This is a genomic window from Empedobacter tilapiae (genome assembly GCF_004785645.1).
Taxonomy (GTDB): domain Bacteria; phylum Bacteroidota; class Bacteroidia; order Flavobacteriales; family Weeksellaceae; genus Empedobacter; species Empedobacter tilapiae.
This window is the reverse complement of sequence record NZ_SRPE01000003.1, coordinates 126351-150415: the sequence shown is the minus strand read 5'-3', so window position 1 is coordinate 150415 and position 24065 is coordinate 126351. Positions and strand designations below refer to the sequence as shown.

24 protein-coding genes are annotated in these 24065 nt (G+C 30.1%); 14 read left to right on the top strand and 10 right to left on the bottom strand.

Annotation, left to right across the window (positions count from 1 at the left end):
- Window position 1 precedes the first annotated feature (1 nt).
- Entirely contained in the window at window positions 2-508 is a 507-nt protein-coding gene (locus E4J94_RS04765) for a hypothetical protein (protein WP_135834726.1), read from the bottom strand.
- 38 nt (window positions 509-546) lie between these two features.
- A complete protein-coding gene (locus tag E4J94_RS04760) occupies window positions 547-2397 on the bottom strand; it encodes a DNA topoisomerase IV subunit B (RefSeq protein WP_135834725.1) in 1851 nt (616 codons plus the stop codon).
- 107 nt (window positions 2398-2504) lie between these two features.
- Here E4J94_RS04760 and E4J94_RS04755 point away from each other — a divergent pair, with 107 nt between their 5' ends.
- Window positions 2505-3644: a methionine aminotransferase gene (locus E4J94_RS04755; RefSeq protein WP_135834724.1), complete on the top strand. Its 1140-nt coding sequence runs from the start codon at window positions 2505-2507 to the stop codon at window positions 3642-3644.
- A 41-nt stretch (window positions 3645-3685) separates the two neighbouring features.
- On the opposite strand, the gene E4J94_RS04750 is transcribed toward E4J94_RS04755, so the two are convergent.
- The 3 genes from E4J94_RS04750 to E4J94_RS04740 form a co-directional block, all read right to left on the bottom strand.
- Window positions 3686-4483, bottom strand: coding sequence for a T9SS-dependent choice-of-anchor J family protein (locus E4J94_RS04750; RefSeq protein WP_135834723.1), 798 nt, complete (start codon window positions 4481-4483; stop codon window positions 3686-3688).
- A 218-nt stretch (window positions 4484-4701) separates the two neighbouring features.
- Window positions 4702-5793 carry a redox-regulated ATPase YchF gene (gene ychF / locus E4J94_RS04745; protein WP_135834722.1) on the bottom strand — a complete coding sequence of 364 codons (1092 nt, stop codon included), beginning with the start codon at window positions 5791-5793 and terminating at the stop codon, window positions 4702-4704.
- A gap of 82 nt (window positions 5794-5875) precedes the next feature.
- On the bottom strand, window positions 5876-6277 hold the full coding sequence (locus E4J94_RS04740; RefSeq protein WP_135834721.1) for a hypothetical protein: 402 nt from the start codon (window positions 6275-6277) through the stop codon (window positions 5876-5878).
- 62 nt (window positions 6278-6339) lie between these two features.
- On the opposite strand from E4J94_RS04740, the gene E4J94_RS04735 reads away from it, so the two are divergent.
- Complete coding sequence (locus E4J94_RS04735) at window positions 6340-6852, top strand: thioredoxin family protein (protein WP_135834720.1); 513 nt, start codon at window positions 6340-6342, stop codon at window positions 6850-6852.
- 33 nt (window positions 6853-6885) lie between these two features.
- Here the strand turns inward: E4J94_RS04735 and E4J94_RS04730 are convergent, their stop codons facing one another.
- Window positions 6886-7581, bottom strand: a complete 696-nt coding sequence (locus tag E4J94_RS04730; RefSeq protein ID WP_135834719.1) for an ABC transporter ATP-binding protein — start codon at window positions 7579-7581, stop codon at window positions 6886-6888.
- A 243-nt stretch (window positions 7582-7824) separates the two neighbouring features.
- On the opposite strand from E4J94_RS04730, the gene E4J94_RS04725 reads away from it, so the two are divergent.
- The 11 genes from E4J94_RS04725 (at window position 7825) to E4J94_RS04675 (ending at window position 19265) form a co-directional block, all read left to right on the top strand.
- Window positions 7825-8646: a prephenate dehydratase gene (locus E4J94_RS04725; RefSeq protein ID WP_135834718.1), complete on the top strand. Its 822-nt coding sequence runs from the start codon at window positions 7825-7827 to the stop codon at window positions 8644-8646.
- The gene (locus E4J94_RS04720; RefSeq protein ID WP_135834717.1) at window positions 8643-9785 is read left to right on the top strand and encodes a pyridoxal phosphate-dependent aminotransferase; all 1143 of its coding nucleotides are present in this window, start codon (window positions 8643-8645) and stop codon (window positions 9783-9785) included. Before E4J94_RS04725 ends, E4J94_RS04720 begins: the two co-directional genes overlap by 4 nt.
- Window positions 9782-10630: a prephenate dehydrogenase gene (locus E4J94_RS04715; protein WP_135834716.1), complete on the top strand. Its 849-nt coding sequence runs from the start codon at window positions 9782-9784 to the stop codon at window positions 10628-10630. Before E4J94_RS04720 ends, E4J94_RS04715 begins: the two co-directional genes overlap by 4 nt.
- An 86-nt stretch (window positions 10631-10716) precedes the next feature.
- Window positions 10717-11796 (top strand): bifunctional 3-deoxy-7-phosphoheptulonate synthase/chorismate mutase type II, encoded by a 1080-nt coding sequence (locus E4J94_RS04710; RefSeq protein WP_135834715.1) that lies wholly within the window; start codon window positions 10717-10719, stop codon window positions 11794-11796.
- 6 nt (window positions 11797-11802) lie between these two features.
- Entirely contained in the window at window positions 11803-12723 is a 921-nt protein-coding gene (rsgA, locus tag E4J94_RS04705; protein ID WP_135834714.1) for a ribosome small subunit-dependent GTPase A, read from the top strand.
- Between the two features lie 111 nt (window positions 12724-12834).
- Window positions 12835-13107, top strand: a complete 273-nt coding sequence (locus E4J94_RS04700; protein WP_135834713.1) for a hypothetical protein — start codon at window positions 12835-12837, stop codon at window positions 13105-13107.
- Between the two features lie 133 nt (window positions 13108-13240).
- Window positions 13241-13690: a D-aminoacyl-tRNA deacylase gene (gene dtd / locus E4J94_RS04695; protein ID WP_135834712.1), complete on the top strand. Its 450-nt coding sequence runs from the start codon at window positions 13241-13243 to the stop codon at window positions 13688-13690.
- Window positions 13691-13710: 20 nt separating this feature from the next.
- A complete protein-coding gene (locus tag E4J94_RS04690) occupies window positions 13711-15603 on the top strand; it encodes a DUF3857 domain-containing protein (protein WP_135834711.1) in 1893 nt (630 codons plus the stop codon).
- Window positions 15604-15610: 7 nt separating this feature from the next.
- A complete protein-coding gene (locus tag E4J94_RS04685) occupies window positions 15611-17617 on the top strand; it encodes a DUF3857 domain-containing protein (RefSeq protein ID WP_135834710.1) in 2007 nt (668 codons plus the stop codon).
- Between the two features lie 89 nt (window positions 17618-17706).
- Window positions 17707-18033, top strand: coding sequence for a nucleotide pyrophosphohydrolase (locus tag E4J94_RS04680; protein ID WP_135834709.1), 327 nt, complete (start codon window positions 17707-17709; stop codon window positions 18031-18033).
- Between the two features lie 2 nt (window positions 18034-18035).
- Entirely contained in the window at window positions 18036-19265 is a 1230-nt protein-coding gene (locus tag E4J94_RS04675) for a 3-phosphoshikimate 1-carboxyvinyltransferase (RefSeq protein ID WP_135834708.1), read from the top strand.
- A gap of 60 nt (window positions 19266-19325) precedes the next feature.
- Here the strand turns inward: E4J94_RS04675 and E4J94_RS04670 are convergent, their stop codons facing one another.
- From E4J94_RS04670 to era, 3 genes are all read right to left on the bottom strand, one after another.
- Window positions 19326-20570 carry a DUF445 domain-containing protein gene (locus E4J94_RS04670; protein ID WP_135834707.1) on the bottom strand — a complete coding sequence of 415 codons (1245 nt, stop codon included), beginning with the start codon at window positions 20568-20570 and terminating at the stop codon, window positions 19326-19328.
- An 84-nt stretch (window positions 20571-20654) separates the two neighbouring features.
- On the bottom strand, window positions 20655-21443 hold the full coding sequence (locus E4J94_RS04665) for a universal stress protein (protein WP_135834706.1): 789 nt from the start codon (window positions 21441-21443) through the stop codon (window positions 20655-20657).
- A 109-nt stretch (window positions 21444-21552) separates the two neighbouring features.
- Window positions 21553-22440 carry a GTPase Era gene (gene era / locus E4J94_RS04660; RefSeq protein WP_135834705.1) on the bottom strand — a complete coding sequence of 296 codons (888 nt, stop codon included), beginning with the start codon at window positions 22438-22440 and terminating at the stop codon, window positions 21553-21555.
- 221 nt (window positions 22441-22661) lie between these two features.
- Between era and E4J94_RS04655 the strand changes: the two genes are divergently transcribed.
- Window positions 22662-22931: a hypothetical protein gene (locus E4J94_RS04655; protein ID WP_135834704.1), complete on the top strand. Its 270-nt coding sequence runs from the start codon at window positions 22662-22664 to the stop codon at window positions 22929-22931.
- Window positions 22932-22989: 58 nt separating this feature from the next.
- On the opposite strand, the gene E4J94_RS04650 is transcribed toward E4J94_RS04655, so the two are convergent.
- Entirely contained in the window at window positions 22990-24033 is a 1044-nt protein-coding gene (locus E4J94_RS04650) for a hypothetical protein (protein WP_135834703.1), read from the bottom strand.
- Between the last annotated feature and the right edge of the window lie 32 nt (window positions 24034-24065).

Genomic DNA, 24065 nt, shown 5'->3' with positions numbered 1-24065 from the left:
GTTAAATAGCTACTTCTACATTATCTTTAATAGTACAATTAGATGTTACAATTTTATCTAATTCTGTCAAGATAATATTAATATTCCGATTAGAAATAAATGCTAAACGAAACTTTATTTTTGTTAAACTGTTCGGATTCTTTTTACTATTAATATAAAAGATAAGATTTTTAGAAAAGATTCCTTTCTTAATATCATACTTAATCAATTTATACTTTGGTAAATCGATTTTGTTATTTTTTGAATCTAAGAATGATAAAAATCCAACATTCTTTGTTTCAAAGGTTATTGTTTCACCTTTTGTATCCATTGCAAAAAACTGGTTTCCACTTTTATAACTTACATAAACTAGTAATCCTATAAAAATAGAAACAACATAAGGTGGTATAAAATGATACTTGTGAAGTAAAACACCAGTATACATAATGAGGTTTAGGATGATTAAAATAACGATTGTAATATTCAGTATTTTAAATAACTGAACTACATTTTGATTATTTTTCTTCATAATTCGATAAGTTTTAGGTTAAGTCGGTTGGTGGTTATTTAATTCTTTATAGTTTCTATGGCTAAATTGTTAATAATAAATTCTTGTCTTGTCGGAGTATTTTTCCCCATATAAAATTCTAAAAGACTATCAATCGTTTGATCTTTTCCAATCATTACAGGTTCTAAACGAATATCTTTTCCAATAAAATGTTTAAACTCATCTGGTGAAATTTCTCCTAATCCTTTGAATCGTGTAATCTCAGGATTTTTTACTTCTTCCAAAGCTTTTATTCTTTCTGCTTCAGAATAACAATAACGTGTTTCTTTTTTATTTCTTACACGAAAAAGTGGCGTTTGCAAAATATACAAATGTCCTTCTTTGATCAATTCAGGAAAAAATTGCAAGAAAAATGTGATAATCAACAAACGAATGTGCATTCCGTCAACATCGGCATCAGTTGCAATTACAACATTATTGTAACGTAAATCTTCTAATCCTTCTTCGATATTCAACGCAGCTTGTAAAAGATTAAATTCTTCATTTTCATAAACAATTTTCTTTGTCAAACCATATGAATTCAACGGTTTTCCTCTCAAGCTAAATACAGCTTGTGTTTCTACACTTCTACTTTTGGTAATTGATCCACTTGCCGAATCTCCCTCTGTAATAAAAATAGTTGTATCTAAACGCAATTCAGCTTTCGGATCGTTATAATGTTGTCGACAATCGCGCAATTTTTTGTTATGTAGACTAACTTTCTTAGCTCGATCACGAGCTAATTTTCGAATTCCAGAAAGCTCTTTTCGTTCCGTTTCTGATTGTTTAATCTTACGTTCTAAAGCTTGCGCAACTTCTGTATTTTTATGTAAAAAGTTATCAAGATTCGTTTTGATAAAATCATTTACAAAAGTACGAACTGTTGTCATTCCTGGTCCAATTTCGTTCGAACCAAGTTTAGTTTTAGTTTGAGATTCAAAAACTGGCTCAATTACTTTAATCGAAATTGCTCCAATAATTGATTTTCTAATATCAGCTGGATCATAATTTTTATTATAAAATTCGCGAACAGTTTTCACAACAGCTTCTTTGAAGGCTGTTAAATGCGTTCCTCCTTGTGTTGTATTTTGTCCATTCACGAAAGAATAATATGTTTCTGAATACGATTTTGAACTATGCGTCATTGCTAATTCAATATCTTCTCCTTTCAAATGGATGATATCATAAATCGTTTCCTCTTCTATATTATCTTTCAATAAATCTTTCAAACCATCTTTCGAAAAGAATTCTTCTCCATTGAAAATAATTTTCAATCCAGGGTTCAAGTAAACATAGTTTTTCAACATCTTGTCTACATATTCTTTTCTGAATTTAAAGTTCAAGAAAATTGATTTATCTGGAACAAATGTAATTTTAGTTCCTTTTCGCAAAGATGTTTCTTTTTCATCTTCTTGATTTGACAAAATCCCTTGTTCAAATTCAGCTATACGCGTTTTTCCATCACGAATAGATTGTACTCGAAACGATGTTGACAACGCATTTACCGCTTTTGTACCAACACCATTTAAACCAACCGATTTTTTGAAGGCTTGCGAATCATATTTCCCCCCCGTATTCATCTTGGAAACGGCATCAACCATTTTCCCAAGCGGTATTCCACGTCCATAATCACGAACCGTCACCTCATCTTCGCGCAGATTAATTTCAATTGTTTTCCCTGCACCCATCACAAATTCATCGATACAGTTGTCCACAATCTCTTTTAACAAAATATAAATTCCATCATCTTGAGACGAACCGTCTCCCAGCTTCCCAATATACATCCCAGGTCGCATACGAATATGTTCGCGCCAATCAAGGGTTTTGATATTATCTTCCGTATAATTTACTTGTAAATCTATTTCTGACATTTGAGTTGTTGAGTGTTAAACGAGTTTTACAAAAATAAGAAAAAAATTCCTAAAAATATTAAGGTTCATTGTTTTGATTTTGAGCAAAATCAACCTAATTTGTCGTTATGATTAAATCTAAATTACCTAATATTTCAACAACCATTTTTTCAGTAATGAGTCAATTGGCAAATGAACATCAAGCGATTAATTTGGCGCAAGGTTTTCCTGACTTTAATGCAGATTCTGAATTAATTAGTCGTTTAAATTTTTATTCGACACAAAATTACAATCAATACGCGCCAATGACTGGCGTCGAAAAATTACGTATACTTCTTTCAGAAAAATATTCTAGTATTTATCAATCTGATTACGATTTTCAGAATGAAATCAATATTACAAGTGGGGCAAGTCAGGCGATTTTTAATATTATTTCTACATTAATTCATCCAAATGATGAAGTCATTATTTTTGAACCAGCTTACGATTTATATCAACCAACTGTAGAGTTATTTGGAGGAAAAATTGTTTCAATTCAGCTAAAATATCCTGAATATTCAATCGACTTTGAAGAATTGAAGCAAAAAATTAATGATAAAACGAAATTGATTATCGTTAATAATCCGAATAATCCAACTGGAAGAATTTTATCCGAAAATGATTTAAAACAATTTGAACAAATCCTAAAAGATTCAAATTGTTATTTGCTTGCAGATGAAGTTTATGAACACATTACATTTGATGGAAAATCGCATCAAAGTTTTGCGAAATTAAAATCGGTAAAAGACAAGGTTTTCATTGTGGGTTCTTTCGGAAAATTATTTCACATAACTGGTTGGAAAATCGGTTATATTTTAGCTGAAAAAGAATTGATGAAAGAATTTAGAAAATGTCATCAATTCAATACTTTTTCTACGCATACGCCTTCTCAATATGCAATTGCAGATTACTTAGAAAACTCTGATCATTACTTGCATTTGAACGATTTCTTCCAACAAAAAAGAGATTTATTTGTAGATGGATTAAAATCCACAAATTTTGAAATTTTATCATCCGAAGGAACTTATTTTATAAGTGCAAATTATTCTAAAATAAGCGATTTATCTGATGATGAATTTGCAAAAGAATTAACAATAAATCACAAAGTTGCAACAATACCAATTTCGGCATTTTATCATGATAAAACAGATCACAATATTGTGCGATTTTGTTTTGCTAAAAAAGATGAAACACTTTTAATGGCGATAGAAAATTTAAAAAATTTATAGAAAAAAACGAGCTCTGTTTTTAAAGCTCGTTTTTTTTGATTTTATTTTTTTACAATTTTTCTCGAAATAACATTATCTCCAGAATAGAAATTAACTATATAAATTCCTTTTGGTAAAGAAGAAATATTGGCTTCTGATTGATGAACTTCCATTACAAATTTTCCTGTTACATCAAAGACTTTAATCTTCTTAACATTCTTTAATCCAGATATTTTAACAAAGCTATTATCTTGATAAACGACAATAGATTCTTTATTAATATCAGAAGTTGACAATTTTTCTTGAGTAATTTTTACATCATCCAAACCAATGTATAAGATATCACTACAATTATAATGTCTAAATACTAACTGAACATCTTCATTTGCATAATCAGAAATATCTACATTTACAATCTTAGCAGTGTCGAAATAACCTCCGTCTAAAGTTTCTTCAAAAACTGGTGTTTCTAAACCTGTAAAAGTTGAATTTGCTGGAATTACATAAACTGCGTAATGCTCTTCGTAAAACCCCTCTTCATTATCTGCTGCAGAAACTTTGAAAGTTAATTCAGTTTTACCTCCTTCAGGAATTTTAAAAACTGGACTTGTTAGTGTATTATCAGGTTTTAAAGCTCCAAAAAACCAAGACCAAGACCAAGCGAAATAGCCACTAAATGATGGAGCTTCTGCTTCTACAGCATCAACAAATTCCCAAGTGTCTTCATCTCCGTCTAAGTCTCCTATCGTCCATAAGGCTTGTCTTTCTGGAGTATCAAAATTTTCTTCAAAAACTACTGTTTGTGCAAAAAGTTGAGGAGTCACTAATAGACATCCTAAAAAAAATAAATTTTTAATCATATGTGTTAATTTTATAAAAAATAAATCTATAAAAAAAGGTTGATAAATTAGTTTTATCTACCTTTTTTTATCAATACTTTGAATTTAATTCATTTTACAACTCATTTTATTATATATTTTTTAAATATTTATATCACAATTATAAATAGGCTATTCATTTTAATAAAACAAAAAGCTCAATCTTTCGATTGAGCTTTTATATAGATATAATTTAAATCTTAAACATTAAACAAGAAATGCATAATATCACCATCTTGTACGATGTATGCTTTTCCTTCTACGTTCAATTTTCCTGCTTCACGACATTTAGATTCTGATCCGTAAGTAATAAAATCTTCAAATTTAATAACCTCTGCACGAATAAATCCTTTCTCGAAATCGGTGTGAATAACTCCTGCCGCTTGTGGTCCTGTAGAACCTTTTTTGATTGTCCAAGCACGAACTTCTTTTACTCCTGCCGTGAAATAAGTTTCTAAATCTAACAATGTGTAAGCAGAACGAATCAAACGATTAACGCCTGGTTCTTCTAATCCTAATTCTTCTAAGAAAATTTGACGTTCATCAAAAGTTTCTAATTCGTTGATATCAGCTTCAATTTGTGCTGCTAAAATTAACACTTCTGCGTGTTCATCTTTTACAGCTTCTTTTACTTTTTCTACCCATTCGTTTCCATCTTTTGCAGCAGATTCGTCTACATTACATAAGTATAAAACAGGTTTAGAAGTAATCAATTGTAACGAATCAACAATTTCTTGCTCTTTTTCGTCCAAGTCCATTTCACGAACATTTTTCAACTCTTCTAAATGAGCAATAACAGCTGTTAAAACTTCTACAACTTTTTGTTCGTCTTTATTTCCAGCTTTCGCTGCTTTTTTAGATTTATCGATACGTTTTACAACTGTATCCAAGTCTTTCAATTGCAACTCAATATCAATTGTTTCTTTATCACGCAATGGATTAATAGAACCATCAACATGTGTAATATTTTCATTTTCAAAACAACGTAAAACGTGAATAATTGCATTACACTCGCGGATATTTCCTAAAAATTGATTTCCTAAACCTTCTCCCTTACTTGCTCCTTTTACCAAACCAGCAATATCTACAATTTCTACAACTGCAGGCACAACGCGCTCTGGATTTACAATTGCTTCTAACTGATTTAGACGAGTATCTGGTACAGAAACTGTTCCTACATTTGGTTCAATTGTACAGAAAGGATAATTCGCCGATTGCGCTTTTGCATTCGACAAACAGTTAAATAAAGTAGATTTACCAACATTAGGCAATCCAACAATTCCACATTTCATATATGTTGTCTCTTTTTTTAATGATTGAATATTAGAAAGATGTTCTAATAATTTTGTGCAAAGATAATGATTTCCATTAAATTTATTTAACTGAAGAAACTCTGTTCAATTTTATGTTTAATACATTTCCAGAATATGATTTCATTTCACCATAAAAACAATCGCAAGTCGCATTATAAGTTAAATCATAATAATTAGAAGTTTTATCAAGATTTATCTTTCTGAATTTTAGTTGAGGAAATCTAAACACAACAGAATCTGTCACATCTTTTTCATAACCATCCTGAAAATCAAATTCAATTTTCAATTTTGATTTATTTCTTGAAACATCCATAATTGCATCACTTTTTGTCAAAGGAACTTCCACAACTTTCGATTTATAATCCAAAAAATCTTGTTGCCATTTTCCTTCAATTGTTTTCATCTTATTTGAAGCACAACTTGCCAGAAAAATCAAGAAAATAAATCCTAAAAATTGTTTCATAAGTGTTAATTTTTCATTGAAAATACAATTATTTATTTACATTTACTTAAATACTTATTTTAATGAAATTCAAAGTCTTAATCGTAAGTTTTATGATTTCTTTCGCAGGAATTGTAAACGCACAAACAGCAACAGAAATATTAACAAAAGCTCAAAATCAAGCGAAAGTTGAAAATAAAAATGTCTTTTTAATTTTTCATGCTTCTTGGTGTGGATGGTGTAAAAAGATGGAAAAGAATATGGACGATCCAGCTGTAAAACCATATTTTGATGCGAATTATGTCAAAACATTTATTACTGTTCAAGAACGTACAGAAAAGAAAAATTTAGAAACTTCTGGTGGAGATGCTGTTAATGAGAAATTAGGAGGAAAAGATCAAGGTTTACCTTTTTGGGTAATTTTAGATTCGAACGGAAAAGTCCTAGAAGATTCTCGCGTAAATGGCGAAAACATTGGTGGTCCAGCTTCTGAGGAAGAGGTAAATCATTTAATTACGAAACTTGAAAAAACAACGAAAAACGATAAAGTTGATCCAGAAAAAATCAAAGAAATTTTTATCTTGAAAAAGAAATAATTCATAAAAAAATCCGCTTTAAAGCGGATTTTTTTATTGTGTTAAAACATGAAAAGCTTCTTCCAAATTTTTATATTGTCCTTTAAATTCTTCTATCGATTGATCTGCTACAATTTTTCCTTTATTCAACAAGATTACACGTGAACAAAGCGCTTCTACTTCTTGCATAATATGCGTTGAAAGAATCACCGTTTTTTCTTTACCAATCTCTTTAATTACTTCTCTTATTTCAATAATCTGATTTGGATCCAAACCATTTGTAGGCTCATCTAAAATTAATATTTCTGGACTCGAAATGATCGCTTGAGCCAGTCCAACACGTTGTTTATAACCTTTAGATAATTGATGAATTTTCTTATGCTTTTCAGGTGACAAACCAACTTTTTCAATGACTTCATCAATTTTAGATTTAGGCACATTTCGAATATTTGTGACAAATTCTAAATACTCTTTTACATACATATCCATGTACAACGGATTATTTTCTTGCAAAAATCCAATCAACTTTTTCGATTCAATTGGTTGCAATGAAACATTAAAATCATTCACAGAAATTTCACCAGAATCTGCATTAATTGCATTGGTAATACTTTTCATCAAAGTCGATTTCCCTGCTCCATTTGGTCCAAGTAAACCAACAACTTCGCCATTATTTATCGAAAACGAAACTTTGTCTAAAGCCACTTGTTCACCGTATTTTTTTACTAAATCTGTAATGATTATTCCCATTTGATGAAAAATTTTCGATAAAATTAGCAAAAAAGATTTGGATAACTGAAAAATTATTTTTTAGATTTGTACGATAATTAGAAAAACGAAATGGCAACATTCAATTATTTTAACGCATTCTTTTTTTACTTTTTTGGATATTATCCACAAGAGCAGGGACTGCGTTGTCAAAATTGATTGTTAACATTCATAATAAGATAATATAAAGTCCCGCAATTTGTGGGACTTTTTTTGTGGAAAAAAATGAAAGAAAGAGTTGCAATACAAGGTTACATTGGTTCATATCATCACGAAGCCGCCAATTATTATTTAGGAAATGACATCGAAATTGTAGAATGCGACACATTCAAAACTTTAGCAAAGTCACTTGCAAAGGGAAAAGTTAACAAAGCAATTATGGCAATAGAAAACACGATTGCTGGAGCAATTTTACCAAACTATGCGTTGCTAACGAAATATAATTTGAAAGTTGTTGGAGAAATTTATTTATCAATTCAACATCAATTGATTGTCAAAAAAGGACAAACGTTAGACAATGTAAAAGAAGTTCGTTCGCACCAAATGGCATTGTTACAATGTGATAAGTACCTTGAAAAACATCCAACATGGCGAGTTGTAAATGATATGGACACCGCATTAACAGCCAAAGATATTGTAGAACAAGATTTGCATGATGTAGCTGCAATTGCCTCAAGAAAAGCGGCAGAAGTTTATGGATTAGATATTTTAGCTTCGAGTATTCAGACGTTTCAAGATAATTTCACTCGCTTTTTTGTATTGCAACGCGAGCACAATGATTACGAAGATTTCAATAAAGTTTCGATGCGTTTTTCGGTTCCACACCAATCTGGTGCTTTGGTTGATGTATTAAATCAAATTGCTGAATGTGGAATAAATATGGACAAAATACAATCTGTTCCGATTATTGAAAAACCTTGGGAATATTCTTTCCACATTGATATTACGTTCGAGCAAAAAGAACAATATTATGAATTACTTGGAAAAATTGCACGAAAATTAACGGATTTAGAAATATTAGGCGAATATAAACTGGGAAAAAAATGATAACAGAAGCCCAACGATTAAAAAGTGTTCAGGAATATTATTTCTCGAAAAAATTACAAGAAATAGCGAACATGAAAACCGACATTCCAATCATTTCATTAGGAATTGGAAGTCCAGATTTACAACCTCATCCAGATGTGATAGAGGAATTAATCAAAAGTTCACAAAGCGGAATAAATGGCTATCAAAGTTATCGTGGAATTCCAGAAATGCGCGAAGCTATGGCAAGTTTTTACAAAAACAAGTTTGATGTAGACGCCAATCCTTCTACAGAAATTTTGCCATTAATGGGTTCTAAAGAAGGAATTATGCACATTTCTATGGCTTTTCTGAATGAAGGTGATAAAGTTTTAATTCCAAATCCTGGTTATCCAACATATTCGTCGGTTACAGAATTAGTTCAAGCAGAACCGTTGTTTTACGATTTGAAAAATGAAAATGATTGGCTTCCAGATTTTGATCAGTTAGAAAAACTAGCCGAACAAAAACCGAAAATTATGTGGCTTAATTATCCTCATATGCCAACAGGAGCCAAAGCTCCAAAAGACGTTCTTAGAAAATTAGTAAAGTTTGCAACTCGTCACAATATCTTAATCGTAAATGATAATCCGTATAGTTTTATTTTGAACGATGAACCGACAAGTATTTTAGAAATAGATGGTGCAAAAGATGTTTGTATCGAACTGAATTCCTTAAGCAAAACCTTTAACATTGCAGGTTGGCGAGTAGGAATGGTGATTGGGAAAGAAAGTTTCATCAATTCTATTCTAAAAGTAAAATCTAACATGGATTCAGGAATGAATTTTGCTATACAAAAAGCCGCAACAAAAGCTCTTTTAGTTGATGATACTTGGTACAATGAATTGACAAAAGTATACACAGATCGAAGAAAAATTATTTGGGAAATAGCTGATCTCTTAAATGTAAAATATAATCCCAATGCAGCAGGAATGTTTATTTGGGCGAAGCTTCCAGAAGGAAAAGATGATAAAGAATTTATTGATGAAGTTTTATACAATAAAAAAGTATTTATCACGCCAGGAAGTATTTTCGGAAGTAATGGTGAAGGATTTATAAGATTTTCACTTTGTGCACCTGTCGAGAAGTTGATTGAAGTAAAGAAAAGATTAGAAGCATGAAAATAATTTCAGTAATCGGTTTAGGATTAATAGGAGGTTCTTTTGCTTTAGCATTAAAAAAAGTTGGTTTTGCCGAAAAAATAATTGGGGTAGATCAAAATATTGAACATCAAATTCAAGCTTTAGAATTAGGAATTGTGGATGAAATAGCTCCTTTGAATGAAGCGGTTTCTCAATCAGATTTAGTAGTAATTGCAGTTCCAATTAATACGATTCAAAAAGTTTTACCAGAGATTTTAGATCAAATTAATGATAAAACGATTGTAATGGACATGGGATCGACAAAAGCTGGAATTTGTAAAAAAGTCCTAAGTCATCCCAAAAGAAAACAATTTGTAGCAACGCATCCAATTGCAGGAACAGAGAATTCTGGACCAAAAGCTGCTTTTCCTGAATTGTTCTTAAACAAAGTTGCAATTTTATGCGATGTAGAAGAGAGCGAAAAAGAAGCGGTAAAAAAAGTGAGAAAAATTTATCAATCGCTTTGGATGAATGTCAAAATAATGACTTCAGAAGCACATGATGCGCACATTGCGTACGTTTCTCATCTTTCACATATTACATCTTTCGCGTTAGGACAAACAGTTTTGGAAGAAGAAAAAAATGAAGATGCAATTTTTGACATGGCTGGATCTGGTTTTGAATCTACAGTTCGTTTGGCAAAAAGTTCACCTGATATGTGGACACCAATTTTGATTCAGAACAGAGAAAATTTACTCAATGCTATTGATGCTTATCAAACTCAAATTTCTAAAATCCGAAAAATGATCGAAGAAAAAGATGCCAAAGATATTCATCAATATTTGAAAAGTACAAATGACATTCGTCGAATATTAAATAAATAGATCATTCAGAAATAAGTTCAGAATGACATAAAACAAAAAATTAGAAAAAATTTACTACCAAATAATTAATTAAATTTGTAAATATTATGGAAAATAATAACTGGATAAAAGAATACGAAAAACCAATGATCATTGCTGGACCTTGTAGTGCAGAAAGTGAAAAACAAATGATGACAATCGCCGAAGATTTGGACAAAGATTATGTTCAAGTTTTTCGTGCGGGAATTTGGAAGCCTCGTACTAAACCAAACTGTTTTGAAGGAGTTGGAGCAATCGGATTAAACTGGTTGAAAAAAGTAAAAGACGAATTCGGAATGAAAATCGCAACTGAAATTGCCAATGCAAATCACGCAAAATTAGCGTTAGAATATGATGTTGACGTTTTATGGATTGGTGCTCGTTCTACAGTAAACCCGTTTACAGTACAAGAAATTGCAGAAGCCTTACGTGATACAGATAAGACTGTTTTGGTTAAAAATCCTGTAAATCCAGATTTAGATTTATGGATTGGAGCTTTAGAGCGCTTAGAAGGTCAAGGAATTAAAAATTTAGGAGCTATTCATCGTGGATTCTCTACTTACAAAAAGACAAAGTACCGTAATAATCCACAATGGCAAATCGCTTTAGATTTCAAAAATAAGTTACCAAACGTTCCTATTATTTGTGATCCTTCGCATATTTGTGGTAATAGAACTGGTTTGTTTGATGTTGCACAACAAGCATTCAATTTTGAGTATAATGGACTTATGATTGAATCTCACAACAATCCTGATGAAGCTTGGTCTGACGCATCTCAACAAATTACACCAGCTCGTCTATTAGAAATCCTAAAAGACTTGGAAATTCGTCAATCGGATGATCCTGATTCAATTTACAAAACTGGAATTGAAAATTTACGTCACCAAATTGATGAATTAGATAATTCTATTTTAGATACAATAGCACAACGTATGAAAGTTGCAAACTCTATTGGAGAACTGAAAAAAGAACATAATGTGGCCGTTTTTCAACCCGATCGTTGGAAACAAATCAAAGATAATTCTGTAAAAGCAGGAGTCTCTTTAGGTTTATCTGAAGATTTTATTGATAAATTATTGCAAGCAATTCACCAAGAATCTGTTGCACAACAAAACCAAATTATGGTAAAAAAAGAAGAAAAAATTTAATACATATTGAAAGGAATTGTAATAAAATCTACTGGTAGCTGGTACCATCTTCGAACAGAAGATGGTTCTATCTATCAGGCAAGAATAAGAGGAAAATTCAGAATTGCTAACATCAAACACACCAATCCTATTGCTGTTGGTGATGAAGTTGATTTTGAAATTGATAAAGATGAAATTGCGGTGATTACGAATATTCATGAACGTAAAAATTATATCATCAGAAAATCAGTTAATCTCTCAAAAAAAACACACATCATTGCCTCAAATATTGATGTAGCTTTTTTAGTAGTAACACTTTCCAATCCAAAAACTTCTTTTGGTTTTATTGATCGATTTTTAATTACTGCAGAAGCTTACCATATTCCTGTTATAATCTTATTCAATAAGATTGATATTTATAATGAAGATGAATTGGCTGAATTAGAATTTTATAAGTCAATTTACAATTCCATTGGTTATGAAAGTATCGATATATCTGCTGAAACAGGATTAAATTTAGATTTAGTTAAAAATAGAATGAAACATAAAGTCAGTTTGGTTTCTGGGCATTCTGGTGTTGGAAAATCAACTCTATTGAATACTTTGAATCCTGATTTAAACTTAAAAACTCACGAGGTTTCTGATTTTAACAGCAAAGGACAACACACTACAACTTTTGCACAAATGTACGAATGGCCCTTTGGAGGTTTTATTATAGATACACCGGGAATTAAAGAATTTGGTTTAGTTCATATTGACAAATCTGAACTACAAGGTTACTTTCCTGAAATTTTAGAACTTAAATATAACTGTAAATTCGATAATTGTATTCATGTTAACGAACCAAAATGCGCTGTTCGTAACGCAGCTGAAACTGGAGAAATAGCAATTTCTCGATACGAAAATTATCTCACGTTTTTAGAAGAAGATATTTATATTGATAAATAAAGTTATAATAAAAAAGTCATTCCATATGGGATGACTTTTTTATTTTCACAAATTACGGTTTCACGTAAAAATAATTCATCATCTAATTTTATTTTTGTTAAAACAAATTAAATGAGCAGCTTAACCGTGCAAATTGCATTAGATTTTGTAGAATGTACAAAAGAACAAAAAGAAAAATTTTTAAGCCATTTAGAGCAACTTAATTGGAAGCCTTTAAATCCAAATAAGTTATGGATTACAGAATTTAGAAATGTTAAGAACGGAGAGAATAAATTAAGAAGTATTGAACAAGAATTGATCTTAGCAAAAGAGATCTCTAATTTATATGAATTAGATTATGCAATTATAGCAGATAAAGAAATCTATATTAACCAACTAATTTAAACGCAAAGCGATTACTTGCTTATCTAAATTACAACAAAGCGTTACAAAACATAAATGACATGAATTGTAACGTTTTTTTATGTGTTAATTTTTTCTTAAATTTCAACTAATTTTATATATATAAAGAGTATTTATGCGAGTGATTTTACAGCGTGTACAACATGCTTCTGTAATGGTTGATGAAGAAATAACTGGAAAAATTGAAAATGGAATTTTAGCTTTAGTTGGCTTTGAGCCTGATGATACTAATGAAGATTTTGAATGGATTTCGAAAAAAATTATTCAACTTCGAATTTTCAATGACGAAAATGATATTATGAATTTAGATATACAACAAACAAAAGGAGATATTTTGGTTGTATCTCAATTTACATTACATGCTTCTACGAAAAAGGGGAATCGTCCGTCATATATCAAAGCGTCAAAACCAGCTATAGCAAACGAACAATATCAATCTTTTTTAAATATTTTAGAAACAAATTTTAAACCTGTACAAAAAGGAATTTTTGGTGCAGATATGAAAGTCGAAATATTGAATGATGGTCCTGTAACCATTTTTATCGATTCAAAAAATAAAGAATAACTTAATTACACTAATATTAAATGAAACAAACTCTACTTTTTTCAACTTTTTTAATTAGTTCTTTCTCTTTTGCACAAAACTATGCTATCGATCAAATTCCAGCCGATTTGATAAAAGATGCTTATGCGGTTGTACGAAAAAATGATGAGAAAGTTGAACTTCTCAAAGTTGATGAACTAAAATACACGGAAGACGTTGTCGTAACTGTTTTGAGCAAAGCTGGAGACAACTATGTTGGTGCGCAAGCGAATTATGATCCGAATACAAAAATTGACTTATTCGAAGCTACTTTATATGATGTAAATGGAAAGGAAATTAAAAAATTCAAGACCAAAGATTTTGGTGATCAAAGTTATGTATCAGGTGGTCAAATGTACACAGATGATAGGGTAAAATATTTAAATTATACACCAACCAATTATCCTTATACGATACATTATAAAATTGTTACAACGAACAAAAACACACTTTGGATTCCTCGTTGGTCGCCAATACATTCAGCTAATTTATCGATCGAAAAGTCTACTTATCAGTTTGTCAATAAAACATCTTCAACAATTCGATTAAAAGAAGACAATTTTAAAGGATATGACATTTCAAAAACAGGAGACAACAATAATTTAAGCTATTCTTTAAACAAAATTTCGGCATTTAATGTAGAAGATCAGATGGTTGGTGGGCAAAAAATATTTCCTCGTGCTATTCTAGCTTCAAATCAAATTAATATCGATGGTGTTAAAGGAAATTTTGACAATTGGAATGATTACGGAAAATGGACTTTTGATAATTTGATTCGCACAAAATTAGATTTTACTCCTGCTCAAAAAACATTATTTCAAAATATGGTAAAAGATGCAAAATCGGATGAAGAAAAAGTTCAGATTTTGTACAAACATTTGCAAAATAAAGTTAGATATATTGGAGTTCAACTTGGTATTGGAGGACTTTCACCTTTTCCGAATTCATATGTCGAAAACAAAAGTTATGGCGACTGTAAAGCGCTTTCCAATTATATGATTGGAATGTTAGACGCAGTGAATATCAAATCTTATCATACTATATTATTTGCTGGCGATCCAATCGACATTGACGAACAAATGATGTATCAACAAGGAAATCATATGATTGTTTATGTACCTCTAAATGGAAAAGATATTTGGTTAGAAGCAACAAGTCAAACAGCTCCTTATAATTATTTAGGTGATTTTGCTGGAAACAGAAAAGTCTTGATTGTTGATGAAAAAGGTGGAAAAATTATTCCTTCACAACAATTCAAAACAGAAGATAATCAGTTATTCGTTAATGGAAATGCTACACTTTTAGCAGATGGAACATTAAATTTTAGTTTTTCTGAAATTTCAAAAGGATTGATTTACGAAAATTTTGCAAAATTTAATCAATTAAGCGAGAAAGATCTTGATGTTCGCTTAAAAAATCGTTTTTCATATTTACAAGGAATCTCGTTCAAAAAGAAAGAATTTAACAACGATTGGAACAATGCTATTTTCACTTCAAATTTTGATTTTTCAGCACCAAACTATGCTAAAACTCAAGGAAATAATATCATTCTAAATATTATTCCTATTAATAGAGAAGAGACTTCTATCAAAAAAATGAAAGACAGAAAGTTTGATTTCAACATCGAAACAGGATATGTTGACGAAGTTTCCTATACATTAACACTTCCTTCTGGTTATAAATTACCACAAAAATTTGATGCAATTACAGTGAAATCTGCTTTTGGAGAATATCAATTAGAAATCAATCCAAAAGAAAATAATGCATTCGAAATCAAACGAATTTACAAACAGTTCGCAGGAACTTTCTCGAAAGAAAAGTATAACGAATATGTAGAATTTCGAAGACAAATTGCAGGTTATGATAACACAAAACTACTTTTAGAAAAACTATAACACTATTATGAAAACAATATTTACTATCGTTGCTACAATTGCAACCATTTCCTGTTTTGCACAAGATGTGAAATTTGGAAAAATCTCAAAACAAGATTTTGAGAAAACAAAAAGCACAATTCAAACTGATGCTCCAGCTGAAGTATTATTTGCTGATGGAAATTATAAAGTTAGTTTTAATACCAATCAAGGTGGTGTTGAGCAAACAAAGAAAGTTTTCTATAGAGTAATTGTTTTTGATAAAGATAAAACACCAGATGATATTTTAAAGATTGAAATTCCTCTTTATAAAAGTTCAGGATCTGCTCAAGATAAATTGATTACATTAAAAGCTGTTACTTATAATCTTGAAAACGGGAAAATTATTGAACAAAAAGTTGAGAAAAAAGATATTTTCTTAGACAAAGTTCACCGTTTTATGGATAAACAAACATTTACATTCCCAAATGTTAAAAATGGTTCAATCTTAGAATATACGTACGAAATTATTTCGCCTTTTTACGGAAACACTGATACGTGGTATTTTCAACAATCTATTCCTGTAGTTGCGAGTAATTTCACGATGCAAAATCAAGAATATTTTAATTATCAACAAGATTTGAGAGGTTCTTTTGCTCCAAAAATTTCTACAAATTCTAAAGAAGATAATTATACAATTCACAATAAAAGAGAAAGTGATATCTACGGAAGGACAACTCAAAATTCAAGTATTGATAATGCTAAAATGAAAATCAATACCCAAACTTATACTTTAGCTAATTTGCCATCTTATTCTCGAGAAGCTTATGTGCTTAATCCAAGAAATATGTTGGCAAGTATTCAGTTCGAGTTAGCTTCATTTGTTGCTCCAGGAAGAACGTCAGAAAGTTTCTCTACAACTTGGGAAAGAATTGGAAAAGATTTGATGGATCATGAAGAATTTGGTCGTCAATTGAATGGAAATAATTTTTTAGATGAAACAGTAAATGCAACAATAGCTGGGAAATCTACAAATATTGAAAAAGCCCAAGCAATCTTCGAATATGTAAAAAATAATATAACTTGGAATGATTATTTAGGTCAATATACAGATAAGGGAATTAGAAAAGCATTTAACGAAAAATCTGGGAATTCTGCTGATATTAATCTTATACTTACAGCTATGTTGCGTAAAGCTGGATTAGACGCAAATCCAATTGTTTTGAGTACGTTGCAAAATGGTTTAATCAATTATTCGTTTCCTTCTCGTAGTAAATTGAATTATGTAATTGTTGGAGCAGCAATAGATAATGAGTTTTATTTAATGGATGCAACCGATAAAAATGCTCAAATAAATTTATTACCACTTCGAGCTATCAATGATCGTGGATTTATGGTAAATGATAAAGGTGTCAAAGAAATTCCTTTGCGTAATTCTGTAATGACAAACAATAAAATATCAATTACTGCTGATTTAAAAAGTGATGGAACTTTAGATGGAACCTTTTCTAACATTCGCGACAATTATTATTATATGTTTGATAAAAGTGAAATCGAAAATGATCCAAAAGCTTTTGAAAAAGAGTATATAGAAGATTATAATTTTGAAATTACTGATTTCAAAACACAAGACAATAAGCAGAATAATATTCGTCATCAATTCAAGTTTGATGATATAAAAGTAGATGTAGCTGGAAATAAAATATTATTTAATCCATTTTTATTTATTGCGAATACAAAACATAATTTAAATCTAGATCAACGTAATTATAACATTGAGTTTGGAGCACCAACTACGAATACAAATACGATTAAAATTAAAATTCCAGAAGGTTACAAAGTCGAATCTTTACCTACAGAAAAGCAATTTACAATGCCTGACCAAGCTGGTGGTTATGCATATAAAGTAATTGAAAAAGATGGTTTTATTGTCGCTCAAGCTCAAAAAGTAATTCCATACAGTACATTACCTGCTCAATACTACAAACCATTGAAAGAGTTTTTAACTAATATTATTAATGCAGAAAGTCAACAAGTAATTTTAGTTAAACAATAAAAAAACATTCCATTATCACAATAAAGCCAACTTCAAAAACGAGTTGGCTTTTTATTTTTGTACCTTTATCTTTTAAAATTTTAAATAAAATGAGCCTTAAACAAGCACAATTAGACGTTGATAATTGGATCAAAGAACATGGCGTTCGTTATTTTAATGAATTAACAAATATGGCACAGCTAACTGAAGAAGTTGGAGAAGTTGCACGTATAATCGCTCGTCGTTACGGAGAACAATCTGAAAAAGAATCTGATAAAAACAAAGATCTAGGAGAAGAATTAGCTGATGTTATTTTTGTAGCTCTTTGCTTAGCAAACCAAACAGGTGTTGATTTAGAATCTGCTTTCTATAAAAAATTAGATTACAAAACAAAACGTGATCATGATCGTCATCAAAATAACGATAAATTAAAGTAAGTATGATTGAAATTTCTGCTCTAAAATCTCCGATAAATAATCAATTAGCCATCACAGGATCTAAAAGCGAAAGCAATCGTTTGTTATTATTAAATCAATTATTTGAGAATGTTTTGAAATTAGAAAATGTTTCAAATTCAGAAGATTCTCAATTAATGCAGAAAGCTTTAGCAAACAAAACAGACTTAATCGATATTCATCATGCAGGAACTGCAATGCGATTTTTGACTGCTTATTTTTCTATTCAAGAAGGAAAAAAAGTTACATTAACAGGTTCTGAGAGAATGAAACAACGCCCAATCAAAGTCTTAGTAGATGCATTAAATGAATTGGGTGCAGAAATTTCATATCAAGAAAATGAAGGCTATCCACCTTTGTCTATTTTTGGAAAAAAATTAAACAAGAAATCAATCACTATTCCATCTAATATCAGTTCTCAATATATCACAGCCTTGTGTTTAATTGGAACAAAATTAAAAAATGGGTTAACGATAAATCTTGATGGAAAAATTATTTCTGTTCCTTATATTCAAATGACAATTCAGTTGCTGAATAAAGTAGGAATCGAAGCTAAGTTTGAAGGAAACACAATTCAAATTCCTTTTACAGAAAATATTAAAGTACAAACTTTACAAGTAGAATCGGATTGGAGTTCAGCTTCATATTATTATAGTTTGATTGCTTTATCAAAGAATTCTCAAATTAAAATTTCTACTTATTTCGAAGATTCTTTACAAGGCGATTCATCTTTACAACATATTTATGCAGATAACTTCGGTGTAACCTCAAGTTTCGAGAATGGTATCTTAAAGTTGAAAAATGATGAGAATTTTATTCCAAAACCTTTCGTCGAATTGAATTTAATCAATACTCCTGATATTGCACAAACAATTGCTGCAACTTGTGTCGGATTAAAAATGAAATGTAATTTAACTGGTTTGGAAACGTTGAAAATTAAAGAAACGGATCGTTTAGTTGCACTTAAAAATGAATTGGAAAAATTTGGAGCAATTGTTATAATCACAAACGATTCTTTAATGATTGATGGTTATCATGATTTTCAAAAAATACCTACTTTAGCAACTTATAACGACCACAGAATGGCTATGTGTATGGCTCCATTAGCACAAATTCACTCAATTCGAATTGAAAATGAAATGGTTGTAGAAAAATCTTATCCAACATTTTGGGAAGATTGGAAACAATTAGGATTCGAAATTAAATCAATTTAATAATATTCTAAATACTTAAATCAATTTAAATTGATTTAAGTATTTTTTGATTCAGTTCGTTTAATGAAAAACCATTTGCGTAATCGTGTAAATAACTAAACCAACAAGTCCTCCAACCAACGTTCCGTTAATCCGAATAAATTGTAAATCTTTTCCAACTTCCAATTCTAGCTTTTCGCTCAATTCTTTTCCTTCCCATTTATCAACTGTATTACTAATCAAACTTTCCACTTCTTTGACATTTCGTAAAATCATACGGTAAATAAAATGACGCACCCAACCATTAATTTTATCAATAATTTCTTGATTATCAGTCAAATTTTCAGCCAATTTTTTAATATTTTTTTTGATGTAAACTTGCATAGCTGAATTTTCGTCATCAAAACTTTCGGTCAAATTTTGTTTAATCGTCAACCACAAATCCAAAGCATAATCATTCAATCGTTCTTTTGTAATAAAATCATCTCGAAGCGATTCTAACCTAAATTTCCAATCGGAAGATTCTTTTATATTCTGAATGTTTTCTCGGATAATTCTTTCGATGTTATGACGAATTGGATGCTCTTTGTCCTCTTCAACCTCATCCAAAAAACTCACCACACCTTCCACTACTCCTTTCGATATTTTTTTACCAGCAAAAAATGAAATCACAGGATGTTTTTCGTTTAATTTATCTTTAATAATCAAATCACTTTCTAAGATATACTCTTTCGCTTTTGGAATAATTGCTTCTAAAATTTCGTCGTGTTTTTCCTTTTCTAAAATATATTCTAAACTTGATGAAACTAATTCAGGTAAATCAAATTGTTTTAAAATCTCATCACCTTTCAAGGTTACAAAATCAGCGACATCTTTATCATCTAAATCTTTGACAATTTTCTTCGAAAAATTAATTAATTCTTCTTGCAACATTTCTTGATTTGCAGATTTATTTAACCAATCTGCTGCATATTTTACAACTTCTAGTTTCTCTATGTATGGACGAATTGTAGATGGTGTCAAAAAATTCTCAGTTACAAACTGTCCCAAATTATCACCAATCGCATTTTTACTATTTTCGATCAGATTTGTATGCGGAATTTTAAGTCCAAGCGGATATTTAAACAAAGCCGTAACCGCAAACCAATCGGCAAGCGCACCAACCATTGCAGCTTCTGCAAATGCTTCCACATACCCAATCCATTTAGCAGGCAAATATTGACTTAGATAAACCATCAAAAAGTAAATAAAAGCCATCAAAATGAATAATCCTGTTGCAATTGCTTTGTGTTTTTTGAGGTTTTGTATTTTCTGAAGTTCCGTCATAAAAGTATTTTGAAAAATTTGTTGCAAAAATTTAGCCAATCAAAAAAGCGGAGAATTCTCCGCTCAAATTTTTACGTTTTTAATTTATTTACTTTCCTGAAAAACCAATAACGCAACATTTGCGCTTGATAATAATCGTTGGCTATGATTAATTGTAAACAACCTTTCGAAAGACGATAATTCACGGTGAACAACACCTAAAACATCAATGTTATTTTTTGTACAATAATTGATTAATCCACCTTCTACATCTTTATTTGGCTCAATCGTAATCATCGCTTCAGGATATTCTTCTTCCCATTCTTTTTTCACGCTTAACATTTGTGGAGTAATCGATTTATCATCAACATGCACAATGTTTAACAATTTATCGTAACGTTTTGTCACTTCTTCCATTTGCGCCAAAGCTTTTGCTTCTTTTTGATTGAACAATGTAGCGTAAGCAAAATTTCTTTCTTCTTTAAATTTCACATTATTTGGTACAACCAATACAGGGGCAGGAGAATTATTAATGACATTTACGGTATTAGAACCAAAAAACTTTTTACCTAAACTATTTTGTCCATTCGTTCCCATCACTACGTATTGTATATCATCTTTGTTGATAATATCCAAAATCATCAACAATAAATCTCCAACAACCAAAGAACTCTCTATTTTAACATGTTCAAGGTTATTTTCTTTTGCAATATTTTTAAGTTTATTGATATAATCTTCGAAGTTTTCTTCTGTTACTTCAAGATAATTTTTAAGATTAGATTGTACTGAAACTAGCTTAATATCTGTTTTAAGAACTTTTGCAAGGTTTAACGCATACAAAAAAGCATTGTTCGCTGTTTCCGAAAAATCGGTTGGAAATAGTATTTTAGCCATAATAATTAAATTCTAGAATAGATTTGTTCTATAAATTTACAACTAAAATTTAGGTAAAACCACAAAAAAAGTCTTGATTTCTCAAGACTTATCTATTTTTTAACCGTTTTTAATAACCAAAACGACGCAAATCATTTTCTTTGCTTCTCCAATCTTTTCGAACTTTCACGAAAAGTTTCAAGAATACTTTTTTATCAAAAAATTTCTCTAATTCTTCTCTTGCTTCTTTTCCTACTTTTGATAAAGACTCTCCTTTATGTCCAATAATAATTCCTTTCTGAGAATCACGCTCAACATAAATTTCAGCTTCGATAGAAATTAAATTTAAATCTTCTTTGAAACGTTCTGTTACTACCTCAACAGAATAAGGAATTTCTTTTTGATAGTTCAATAAAATCTTTTCGCGAATTACTTCGTTCACAATAAAACGCTCCGAACGGTCTGTTAATTGATCTTCTGGATAATATTGTGGACCTTCTGGAATAATTGCTTTGATCTTATTAATTAATAAATCTACATTCACGTTTTCTTTAGCCGAAATAGGTAAAATCTCTGCTTTTGGTAATAATTCATGCCAATATTCTACCGCTTCATTTAATCGATCTGGCGTAGCTGTATCAATTTTATTCAATAATAAAATAATTGGTGTAGATGTTTTTTGCAGACGTTCGAAAACTTGTTCATTTTTCAATCGTTTTTCTCCAATTTCTACTACGTAAAGAATCACATCTGCATCCACCAACGATTCATTTACTGCATCCATCATTTTTGTTTGCAATTCATAAGCAGGGTCCAAAACACCAGGCGTATCCGAAAATACAATCTGATAATCTTCTCCTGTCAAAATACCTTTGATACGATGACGCGTAGTTTGCGCTTTGTGTGTTGCGATAACCAAACGTTCTTTCATCAACATATTCATCAAAGTAGATTTTCCAACATTTGGATTTCCTATGATGTTTACAAAACCGGATTTAAATTTCTTTTCGTCTGACATTCTGCAAATTTAGTGATTTATATAATATTATTTCAGATTAATATGTTGAAGAAAAGATTAATATTCTAATGAAATTTTAATTTCATAAAATTGATTTTGGTCTGTATTTTGAATTATTCTAATTAAGTTCAAAAAAATATGACGAAAGTTATGGTTTATTGAAAAATATGATTAATTTCATACATGTGTTATGGGAGATTAAATTAACCAAAATTTAAAAAATGATGAAAGCAGAACTTATCGAAAAAGAAGAAGTAAGAAACTATAAATTTTTAGATGCACCGAAAGACGAGGTAACAGTAGAAGTGAGTAAATTGAATGGTGCTGTAAGATTAGGTAACGAATTCAAATCGAAAGCATATATTACATTTCAGACAGATCAAGGTCCAAAGAAAATTGAAACAACTGTTTGGTCGGTTACAGAAAAATTTTTACAAATAAAGAATGGAGTTTTGATTCCGATAAAATCTTTAATTGATATTCAATATTAAAAATTGTTTAGGTCTTAAATTAAAAAAGGGATACGATGATGTCGTATCCCTTTTTTAATTAATTATTTTTATTAGCTTCTTTCAATAATCTAATCAGTTCAGCTCTAATAGCAGCTTTGTCATTACTTTTCGGAAAATCTCCAATAAAAAATGTTTGTTCTGGAACTTCATAAGGTTCTAATTCACTTTTTGGAATATCAACATGTTCTGCAAATCTACTTTCAATGACTAAAGAAATTACATCATCTGTACTTTCTTTTTTCGGAAAGGCTATTACAATATAATTGTAATCTATATAAGATTTTAGCTTTTCTTCAATCAATTCTAAATTCACCACATCTTTTCCATTTAACTTACATTCATTTCCTGAAATCCATCTAAACTTTCGTTGATCATCAGAAACAACAGCTTGTCTATATAAATTTAACGACTCTTTTTCATAAGGAGAATTTAAAACTAAATTACCTTTTTCATCTTCGGAAAGTTCTATTTTATCTAAAACTGTATATTCTATTTCATCAATTTTCTTAACAGCAATTGGGAATCCATTCGCAGTAAATACTTGGTAAAAACTTGTTTTCGTTTGCTCATTCAATTTGTTTATCAAATCATCAGATAAATAATCACTTTCAATTGCAACTTTCTCTATTCGTGCTAAGTCCTCAAAAGAATTTTCAATCTGTGTTTTTGTTAAATAAGCATAATTTAAAGCGTAACCAATTTCATCTTGTCCTTCATCTGTCAATGGAATTTTAACTTTATCTGAATCTTCATGACAATATAAATCAAAACCTCCTTCTATAGCTTGAACCAAAGAAATTTCTCCTTCATTTTCTAAAACTGATGAATTTAAAAGTGTTGAATCTCCTTTTTTTAATCCTAAAAAATTATTTAATGAACGGAACGTTTCATTCACAAATCGAGGATCAAAATTAGAAACATAAATATTATCTTCTCTTGAATAATGAAAATTCACTGTTCCTTCTTTTACATCTATCTTTTTCATTAAATCAAAAATATCATTCTGCCATTGAAAGGTATTTTTATCCTCAAACTCACTCAGAATCTCAGGAATCTTTTTGTTACTAAATTCTAATCTCATAATAATTATTTTTGTGCGTTTTTAATATATTG

What these genes read in the sequence shown, in the direction of transcription:
- E4J94_RS04765 (WP_135834726.1), bottom strand. Translation starts at nt 508, where the DNA reads ATGAAGAAAAATAATCAAAATGTAGTTCAGTTATTTAAAATACTGAAT.
- E4J94_RS04760 (WP_135834725.1), bottom strand. Translation starts at nt 2,397, where the DNA reads ATGTCAGAAATAGATTTACAAGTAAATTATACGGAAGATAATATCAAA.
- E4J94_RS04755 (WP_135834724.1), top strand. Translation starts at nt 2,505, where the DNA reads ATGATTAAATCTAAATTACCTAATATTTCAACAACCATTTTTTCAGTA.
- E4J94_RS04750 (WP_135834723.1), bottom strand. Translation starts at nt 4,483, where the DNA reads ATGATTAAAAATTTATTTTTTTTAGGATGTCTATTAGTGACTCCTCAA.
- ychF (WP_135834722.1), bottom strand. Translation starts at nt 5,793, where the DNA reads ATGAAATGTGGAATTGTTGGATTGCCTAATGTTGGTAAATCTACTTTA.
- E4J94_RS04740 (WP_135834721.1), bottom strand. Translation starts at nt 6,277, where the DNA reads ATGAAACAATTTTTAGGATTTATTTTCTTGATTTTTCTGGCAAGTTGT.
- E4J94_RS04735 (WP_135834720.1), top strand. Translation starts at nt 6,340, where the DNA reads ATGAAATTCAAAGTCTTAATCGTAAGTTTTATGATTTCTTTCGCAGGA.
- E4J94_RS04730 (WP_135834719.1), bottom strand. Translation starts at nt 7,581, where the DNA reads ATGGGAATAATCATTACAGATTTAGTAAAAAAATACGGTGAACAAGTG.
- E4J94_RS04725 (WP_135834718.1), top strand. Translation starts at nt 7,825, where the DNA reads ATGAAAGAAAGAGTTGCAATACAAGGTTACATTGGTTCATATCATCAC.
- E4J94_RS04720 (WP_135834717.1), top strand. Translation starts at nt 8,643, where the DNA reads ATGATAACAGAAGCCCAACGATTAAAAAGTGTTCAGGAATATTATTTC.
- E4J94_RS04715 (WP_135834716.1), top strand. Translation starts at nt 9,782, where the DNA reads ATGAAAATAATTTCAGTAATCGGTTTAGGATTAATAGGAGGTTCTTTT.
- E4J94_RS04710 (WP_135834715.1), top strand. Translation starts at nt 10,717, where the DNA reads ATGGAAAATAATAACTGGATAAAAGAATACGAAAAACCAATGATCATT.
- E4J94_RS04700 (WP_135834713.1), top strand. Translation starts at nt 12,835, where the DNA reads ATGAGCAGCTTAACCGTGCAAATTGCATTAGATTTTGTAGAATGTACA.
- dtd (WP_135834712.1), top strand. Translation starts at nt 13,241, where the DNA reads ATGCGAGTGATTTTACAGCGTGTACAACATGCTTCTGTAATGGTTGAT.
- E4J94_RS04690 (WP_135834711.1), top strand. Translation starts at nt 13,711, where the DNA reads ATGAAACAAACTCTACTTTTTTCAACTTTTTTAATTAGTTCTTTCTCT.
- E4J94_RS04685 (WP_135834710.1), top strand. Translation starts at nt 15,611, where the DNA reads ATGAAAACAATATTTACTATCGTTGCTACAATTGCAACCATTTCCTGT.
- E4J94_RS04680 (WP_135834709.1), top strand. Translation starts at nt 17,707, where the DNA reads ATGAGCCTTAAACAAGCACAATTAGACGTTGATAATTGGATCAAAGAA.
- E4J94_RS04675 (WP_135834708.1), top strand. Translation starts at nt 18,036, where the DNA reads ATGATTGAAATTTCTGCTCTAAAATCTCCGATAAATAATCAATTAGCC.
- E4J94_RS04670 (WP_135834707.1), bottom strand. Translation starts at nt 20,570, where the DNA reads ATGACGGAACTTCAGAAAATACAAAACCTCAAAAAACACAAAGCAATT.
- E4J94_RS04665 (WP_135834706.1), bottom strand. Translation starts at nt 21,443, where the DNA reads ATGGCTAAAATACTATTTCCAACCGATTTTTCGGAAACAGCGAACAAT.
- era (WP_135834705.1), bottom strand. Translation starts at nt 22,440, where the DNA reads ATGTCAGACGAAAAGAAATTTAAATCCGGTTTTGTAAACATCATAGGA.
- E4J94_RS04655 (WP_135834704.1), top strand. Translation starts at nt 22,662, where the DNA reads ATGATGAAAGCAGAACTTATCGAAAAAGAAGAAGTAAGAAACTATAAA.
- E4J94_RS04650 (WP_135834703.1), bottom strand. Translation starts at nt 24,033, where the DNA reads ATGAGATTAGAATTTAGTAACAAAAAGATTCCTGAGATTCTGAGTGAG.